The organism is Synechococcus sp. 'PEA 65AY6A-5F PE A' (assembly GCF_047462575.1).
Taxonomy (GTDB): domain Bacteria; phylum Cyanobacteriota; class Cyanobacteriia; order Thermostichales; family Thermostichaceae; genus Thermostichus.
Genome location: NZ_JAOALE010000062.1, coordinates 1 through 7,270, shown reverse-complemented (window position 1 = coordinate 7,270; position 7,270 = coordinate 1). Strand labels below are relative to the sequence as shown.

Below are 7,270 nucleotides of genomic sequence, written 5' to 3'. Positions count from 1 at the left end.
CTCGGAAGCTCCCGTCTACAGCCCGTCAGGGCTTAGCGGGAGAGGATGTCACACTCTTGTCTAGATCCACACACGAATTCTGTAAGATACCCGCACGAGACCAGGGGGACTAACCTGTTGACCCCGCTCCTGGGTCGGTGGAGCTCTGGCAACGCGCGACGTAGTGGGGGCAGCGACAGGGGCCCAGGGGGTTCACAGCACAGGGCAGATAGGGCGAGCGAGAAAAGTAGCGGCAGGAGGGATCCCAACTCGAGGTGGGCTGCAGCTGGCGGGAGGGAGTGGGCTCATCCCAGCTTGAGGGGCGACGGGAGCCTCTCTTTTCCAGCAGAGGGAGCAACTGGGCCAAGAACGTCAGGCCCAACCACAAACCGACTCCCAGGATCAGCGCTGGCACCATTGCCCTCCTCCGTCGGCCAACAGCCTTGTCTTCCAACCAGAACCAGCCTAGGCCAGCCGGTTGGCAGAGGGCCAGCCTTGGCAGACAGTTTCGCAACTGTCCTGGTTAGCCAGCGAAGAGCCGGGAGAAAAAACGACTAGAGTGAGAAATGGAGCCGTTACCTCGTTTTTGAATGCCATGACCACCTCCACCCTCGATGCTGCCGCCATCCTTGAGGCGTTGCGCCCGGTTCAAGATCCGGAGCTGCGCCGCAGCCTGGTGGAACTGAACATGATCCGCGACATTCGCGTCGAGCCCAAGCGGGTGGCCTTTACCCTGGTGCTGACCACGCCGGCCTGCCCCTTGCGGGAATTCATTGTGGACGAGTGCAAAGCTGCCATCCGCCGCTTGGCCCCAGTTGAAGCCATTGATGTCACAGTAACGGCGGAAACCCCCCGCTCCCCTTCTCTGCCGGATCGCCAGTCTGTCCCCGGCGTGCGCAACATCATCGCCATCTCCAGCGGCAAGGGAGGCGTGGGCAAAACCTCCGTCTCGGTCAATGTGGCCGTGGCCCTGGCCCAGAGCGGAGCGCGGGTGGGGCTGCTGGATGCCGATATCTACGGCCCCAATGTGCCGCTGATGCTGGGCCTCCAGGATCGCTCTTTGTTGGTGCGCAAGCGGGAGGACGGCGGCGAAGACATCTTCCCCCTGGAAAATTACGGCGTCAAGATGGTGTCGATGGGCCTGCTGGTGGGGCGGGATCAGCCGGTGATCTGGCGGGGGCCAATGCTCAACGGCGTCATCCGGCAGTTTCTCTATCAGGTGCAGTGGGGGGAGCTGGACTATCTCATCGTGGATATGCCCCCCGGCACCGGCGACGCCCAACTGACCCTGGTGCAGGCGGTGCCCTTGGCCGGCGCCGTGATCGTCACCACACCGCAGTCGGTGGCCCTGCTGGATAGCCGCAAGGGCTTGAACATGTTTCGCCAGTTGGGGGTGCCCATCCTCGGCATTGTCGAGAACATGAGCTACTTCATTCCCCCCGACCTGCCGGATCGCCAGTACGACATCTTTGGCTCAGCAGGCGGAGAGACCACGGCCCGCGAGCTGGGTGTCCCACTGCTGGGGCGGATCCCGCTGGAAATTGCCCTGCGGCAGGGGGGAGATGCGGGCCAGCCCATCGTGGTCGGTCAGCCTGAGTCTGCTTCTGCCCAAGCTCTGCAGCAGATCGCCAAAACCTTGGCCGGCCGCGTCTCCATGCTGGCCTTGGGGGCCGGCTAGAAGCGCTCCGCTTCCACCAACGACACCCCGAAGCTGCGTCCTCCCAAGACAATGCCCTCTTGGGCCTTGCCGCGCACGGTTACGGTGCTGTTCATGGCCGGCAAGCCCTTGTCGGTGATGACCCAGAGGGAGCCGCTGCTGTCTTGGATCTCGTACACACCCTGGCCGAACACCCCTATCTGGTTGACCACGCGACCGCGGACGTACACATTGGTGTAGCGGGAAGGATTTTGTTCGATCTGGGCAATCGGGGTTGTGCCAATGCCTAAGCGCGCCAACGGCCCACATCCTGTCAGGGCTAGGCTGGCACAGAACAAGAGTACCAGGGATCCACCGCGGAACGATTGGCCGAGTTGCCGTTTCATGGGTTGCTTCCCTCACGAGCCCTTGCTCTCACCATAGCAAGCCGGCAGCAGATCCACCGCCAAGCTAGAACTTCTCGCCAATGCCAAAGTGCAGTTGAGGCCGGCCGGCCTCCCCTTGCCCGATGGCGTAGTCGATGCGCAGCGGCCCCAAGGGAGATTGGATGCGGATGCCGGCCCCCAGCCCCAAGCCGCTGCCCGGCTTGTTGCGCACCGCCGCCGGATTGCCGATGACCGCCGCGCCGCTGCCCAGATCGGTGCCGTAGTCGGCGAAGACCACCGCCCCCACCGGGTCGAACAGGGGGAAGCGCAACTCCGCCGTCGCCGTGGCAAAGCTGCGACCGGAGCCGACGCCGCCCTCAAAAAATCCCCGCACCGAGCTGCCCCCGCCGATGGGGAAAGCATCGTAGGGAGCCAAGTCGCCAATCGTGGTGCCCGCCCGCACGTCAAAAGCCAGCACCTGCGGTCGCTCGCTGCGCGTCTCGAACAGCTTGACGGGAATGAACTGGCTGTAGCTGGTCTCGAGGCGGTTGGCGTTGAGGCCGTTCTCCAACAGACGGACCGACTGTTCGGTGGAGAGGCGAAAGACGGATCCCTGGCTGGGGCTGTTGGGGTTGTCGCGGCTGTCGTGGACAAGGCCGAACCGCAGGGTGGTGTAGCTGTCTTGGCCGCTTGCGCTGAAGGTAATCGGGTTGCCCAGCACATCGAAGCGCTCCTGCTCGCCGTTGCTGTTGCGGGCTTCCACAAATTGGACGCGGGTGCCCAGGCTGGCCCGCCAATTGCCCCCAATGGGACGGGAGAAGGTGACGCCGCCGCCCAGCCGGTTGATGCGCACGGGATCCCCGTTGGGCAGGGTCAATCCCTCGTTGAAGACAAAGCTGGAGCTCTGCTGGTTGGCGATGTTGACGTTGTAGGAGGTGGGGATCTCCAGCGTGGCAATGCGCGGGTCGGTGAAGTTGAGGTCAAACAGGGTTTCGTTGGTGCCCACCTGCACGTTGAAGCTGGCGCTTTGGTTGTTGCCGCCCAAGTTTTCTTCCGAGACGTTGAGGCCGGCAAAGACCCCTGTGGCCGAGCTGACGCCGATGGTGCCGCTCAAGGTGCCGGTGCGGCGCTCTTCCACGTTCACCACCACCACCACCTTGTTGGGATCCTGGCCAGGGTTGAGCCCAACATTCACATCTTGAAAAAGGTTAAGGTCGAAAACTGCCTGGAGATCCTTCTGGATTTGGTTGCGGTTAAACACATCCCCTGGCTTGGTCTTGAGCTCGCGGGTGATGATGAAGTCGCGGGTTCTGGTGTTGCCTTGAACGCGAATGTCCTCGATCTCCCCTTCGGCAATTTCCAGAGTGAGGGTGCCATCTTCGGAGGAGCGCACGTCGGTCACCTTGGCCAGCACGTAGCCCTTGTCGGCGTACCACTGCTCGATCTCGGCCACTGCCGCTTGCAGCTCGCCAAAGTTGAGCACCCGCCCTTCTTGATCGGCAAAGGCCTTCTTGAGCACCTCCGGATCCAGAACTTTTGCCCCTTCTGTGCGCACGGCTTTGAGGATCGGATTGGGCTTGACCTCAAAGGTAACCCGCACCCCCAGGGGCGTATCGGAGGGCACCGCCCGCACATCGGCAAAAAACCCAGTGGCAAACACAGCATTGATGTCTTCCCGCAGTTGGGAGCGAGTGGAGACCTCGCCGGCCCGCGTGCGAATAGCCTTGTAAACCTGCTCGATCAACTCTGGGTCGTCGGTTCCTTCCACCACCACTTCCGCTACCAAAACTTCTGGCTCGCCAGCGGCTGGGGTAGGTGTAGGGGAGGGTTGGGCGGGGGTATCGCCATTGGTGCGCAGATCCAGGGTGCCGGGCGGGGGAGCTGATTGCGCCCAAGCCGCGGATCGCATCGACAGACCGTTCGCGAAAGCGGTGCGTAGCACTACCCCACAGGCGAACACTGAAGCAAGCCGGAGTCCGAGTTGCTGGGAACGGTTCATAGGGATCCCTCACACACCGCCAAAATCCAAAGAGCTAAGTTGCAGAACTTCTTATTGCCCGGCAGCGGACAATTGCCCTGAATTATATCAACCCCGACCCGGGCAGAGCTGAGCATTGCCGCGAGCCGGATTGCGGGCTTGGGCAGTGTAAACTACCCGACTCCAACCCCTAGGCGGCACGAAGCAGGCTTTCAGTAGCCCCCAAAAGCGCAATCCCCTTGGCACCATCTACATCCTTTCCCCAGCCACAGGCCGAGTTGACATAACGGAGCGGCCCCCAGTCCCCCTTCGCCCCCCGTACACGGGGGGTGTGGGGGGTGGGGAGTCCAGTGCGGGGCTCCTGCGGCTTCTAGCTGAAGTACAAGCAGCAGCCTCTTCTTTACGGCAGGCGAAGGGATCCCTGGCAGCGCTGGCCACAGGCCTGGGGCTCGGCTGCCTCGGCAGACAGGTTGGCTTGGGAGTTGAGGATAAGAATTGTCATGGGGGCGGGGGGCGGTGAGGGGCTGCTGTGCCAACCCCACCTGCCGGCGAAGTGCCGCGTTGGGGCGCTGGGCACAACGAAGACGATGTTTTGTAGGACATTGCCTTGTAGAGGGGTGGCGCTGTTCTGTCTGCTGTCGAGGAGCACTGTTTGCTGCGGGAGGAGTGTCTGGGCCAGAGCGGCTGGAGCGGATCCCAAACTGAGCAGAGCTGCCAGACCAGAAAAGATGAGCTTGCTCGGCAACATCAGCCTTCCTCTCCAAAATGCTGGGACGCCGGCACCTTAGCTAGTTCCATCCAAAAAGCTCTATCGACTTGCCGCAAAAAAAGCTACGCTCTAGAGCAAAATTTCTCCTGGGCACAGAGAGCTTGCAGAAACGCCCTCCTCCTCTCAGGAAGCTGCAAAAAGGTTGTGGGCAAAAATTCTGGACAGCCCAATCGGGGTTGAGGGCAAACAGGCCGACTGGGCTCGAGGGGTTATCCCGGGCAGACAGCCAGACGGGCAAAGCTGAGCAGAACCGCCCTGGGTGCTGCCCCTTTTCCCAGGAGTTCTGAGCCGCCAACCTGCCCTACAGTTAGCCGGCACCAAGGATGCTCCCCGCCATAGCCGCAGCCTCATTCGCATCTGACCTGATCCTGGCGGTCCTGTTCCCGCTCTTGGTTGAGGCGGGCCACCTGGGCTTCCAGCTCTTGAATGCGGTGCAACAACTGCTCGATCGCCCGTCCCACTGGGTCAGGCATGAGGTGGTGATCTAGGTCGATGCCATGGGCGGGGATGCGGCGTTGATGGGGTGGGATGACCGCTCGACCTGGGATCCCGACCACCGTCATGCCGGGGGCCACATCTTGAATCACCACTGCGTTGGCTCCGATGCGGGCTCTAGCACCGATGCGAACCGGCCCCAGGATCTTCGCCCCTGTGCCCACAATCACCCCATCTTCTAGGGTGGGATGCCGTTTACCTTTGGTCCAAGAGGTGCCCCCCAAGGTAACCCCGTGGTAGAGGGTGACGTCATCGCCAATTTCCGCCGTCTCCCCGATCACCACGCCACAACCATGGTCGATGAAAAAGCGCCGTCCAATCCGGGCTGCCGGGTGAATTTCGATCAACGTAAAGGAGCGAGAAATGAAACTGAGCAAGCGGGCCAGAAAAAAGCAGCGCCGTTTCCACAGCCAATGGGCGATGCGGTGCAGGAAGAGAGCATGTACCCCTGGGTAGGTGAGAAGCACCTCCCAGCGGTTGCGCGCCGCCGGATCCCGCTCGAAGACACAGTCGATGTCTTCCCAGAATTGCTGCCAGAACCCCAGTTTTGGCTCCGGCTTGGCAGAAGAGGGAGAATCACTCCCCCCTGTCTCGGGGCTTTCCACGGCCGACGGCAAGGACTTCGTCCCGCTAACACGAGAGGACTCTGTTAGCATGAATGGCCTCCGGTGAGAAACCTCCACTGCTTCCCCTTCTAGCACTTTTTGTTGTCAGCAGGGGGATCCCCCGCCAAGCTCCAGGATGCCTGTTGACGCTTTTCGTCAAAAGCAGATGAAAATGAGATCACGATAGGAGCCGAATTGGCCTGTCCCCTGTTGTCGCTAAACTGGCTGGCTACCATGCTGGATCCCCTTTTGGAAGAGAAAATCCGCAACCAGGTCCGCACGCACAAGGTGCTGATTTACATGAAGGGCACCCCAGAAATGCCCCTGTGTGGGTTTTCCTACGCCGCCGTTCGCATATTGGATAGCTTGGGCTTCCCCTACACGGCAATTAACGTGCTGGAGGATCCTGAGCTTCGCCAAGGGATCAAAGAGTTTTCCAACTGGCCGACCATTCCGCAGATCTATATTGACGGGGAGTTTGTGGGCGGCTGCGACATCCTCCAAGAGATGCACGCCCGCAACGAGTTGCGTCCCCTGGTCGAGGCGGCTTTTGCCAAGGCCGGCACTCAATCTTAAAGGATCCCATGCTCACCTCGAACCGCCTTCGGCAGCTCTTGGCTGAGAAGCTGCAAGCCCTCTACGTCCACGTGGAGGACGAATCACACCGCCATGCCGGCCATGGGGAACGGCAACAGGGATCCGGGGGGCACTACCGCGTGCAGGTGGTGTCGCCTCTGTTTGCCGGCAAAACTTCTCTGCAACGGCATCGCCTGGTGTACGCCGCCCTGGCCGAGGAGATGGGGCAGAGTATCCATGCTTTGGCGTTGCAAACTTACAGCCCGGAAGAGGTGCCGACAGCCGGGATCCCTCACAATTGGATAGCATAGAGGGCGAAATGGCTGCCCCAGCGGGGTAAGGGAGGAAGTATGGCAGCTCTTTTGGCCACCTGGCTGATGTCGGCCTTGAGCGTGATGATTTTGGCCTGGCTTTTGCCCGGGATCCACGTCTCCGGGTTTGGAGGTGCCTTGGTGGCGGCGCTGGCCATTGGGCTAGTCAACAGCTTGGTGAAGCCGTTTCTGCAGTTGATCACCCTGCCGATTACAATCCTGACGCTAGGTTTGTTTTGGCTGATTTTAAACGGCATCTGCTTAGCCATTGCCGACTTTTTGGCCGGGGATGCTTTCAATATCGACAACTTTGGTTGGGCGTTTGTCGGCGCCATCGTGCTCTCCATCGTCAGCGGCTTGGTTCAGCGCGTCTTCGAGCAAGCCAGCTAGGCTTGAATTTCTCGTAAACTACCCGGCTCCGACCGCCCCCCCCTACATCCCCCCTTGCGGGAGGGAGAGAGGCTGAGACGAGCTGCCCTCCAGTGACATCCTCTCCCGCTAAGCCCTGACGGGCTGTAGACGGGAGCTTCCGAGA

9 protein-coding genes are annotated in these 7,270 nt (G+C 61.3%); 4 read left to right on the top strand and 5 right to left on the bottom strand.

Annotated features, from left to right (window positions below):
* Positions 1 to 109: 109 nt before the first annotated feature.
* Entirely contained in the window at positions 110 to 397 is a 288-nt protein-coding gene (locus tag GG26_RS13220; RefSeq protein ID WP_228375415.1) for a DUF6464 family protein, read from the bottom strand.
* Between the two features lie 177 nt (positions 398 to 574).
* Between GG26_RS13220 and GG26_RS13215 the strand changes: the two genes are divergently transcribed.
* On the top strand, positions 575 to 1,657 hold the full coding sequence (locus GG26_RS13215) for an Mrp/NBP35 family ATP-binding protein (protein ID WP_011429455.1): 1,083 nt from the start codon (positions 575 to 577) through the stop codon (positions 1,655 to 1,657).
* Here GG26_RS13215 and GG26_RS13210 read toward each other — a convergent pair.
* The 4 genes from GG26_RS13210 to cysE form a co-directional block, all read right to left on the bottom strand.
* Positions 1,654 to 2,022, bottom strand: a complete 369-nt coding sequence (locus GG26_RS13210; RefSeq protein ID WP_011429456.1) for a hypothetical protein — start codon at positions 2,020 to 2,022, stop codon at positions 1,654 to 1,656. The genes GG26_RS13215 and GG26_RS13210 overlap by 4 nt on opposite strands.
* A gap of 64 nt (positions 2,023 to 2,086) precedes the next feature.
* Positions 2,087 to 3,910, bottom strand: a complete 1,824-nt coding sequence (locus GG26_RS13205) for a BamA/TamA family outer membrane protein (protein WP_228375416.1) — start codon at positions 3,908 to 3,910, stop codon at positions 2,087 to 2,089.
* 469 nt (positions 3,911 to 4,379) lie between these two features.
* On the bottom strand, positions 4,380 to 4,727 hold the full coding sequence (locus GG26_RS13200) for a hypothetical protein (RefSeq protein ID WP_099812426.1): 348 nt from the start codon (positions 4,725 to 4,727) through the stop codon (positions 4,380 to 4,382).
* A gap of 368 nt (positions 4,728 to 5,095) precedes the next feature.
* Positions 5,096 to 5,899: a serine O-acetyltransferase gene (gene cysE / locus GG26_RS13195; RefSeq protein ID WP_011429460.1), complete on the bottom strand. Its 804-nt coding sequence runs from the start codon at positions 5,897 to 5,899 to the stop codon at positions 5,096 to 5,098.
* 186 nt (positions 5,900 to 6,085) lie between these two features.
* On the opposite strand from cysE, the gene grxD reads away from it, so the two are divergent.
* The 3 genes from grxD to GG26_RS13180 are packed head-to-tail and all read left to right on the top strand — an operon-like array spanning position 6,086 to position 7,125.
* A complete protein-coding gene (gene grxD / locus GG26_RS13190) occupies positions 6,086 to 6,424 on the top strand; it encodes a Grx4 family monothiol glutaredoxin (protein ID WP_168173360.1) in 339 nt (112 codons plus the stop codon).
* A gap of 8 nt (positions 6,425 to 6,432) precedes the next feature.
* Complete coding sequence (locus GG26_RS13185; protein WP_099812425.1) at positions 6,433 to 6,735, top strand: BolA family protein; 303 nt, start codon at positions 6,433 to 6,435, stop codon at positions 6,733 to 6,735.
* 39 nt (positions 6,736 to 6,774) lie between these two features.
* A complete protein-coding gene (locus GG26_RS13180) occupies positions 6,775 to 7,125 on the top strand; it encodes a phage holin family protein (RefSeq protein ID WP_099812424.1) in 351 nt (116 codons plus the stop codon).
* The last annotated feature ends 145 nt before the right edge of the window (positions 7,126 to 7,270 follow it).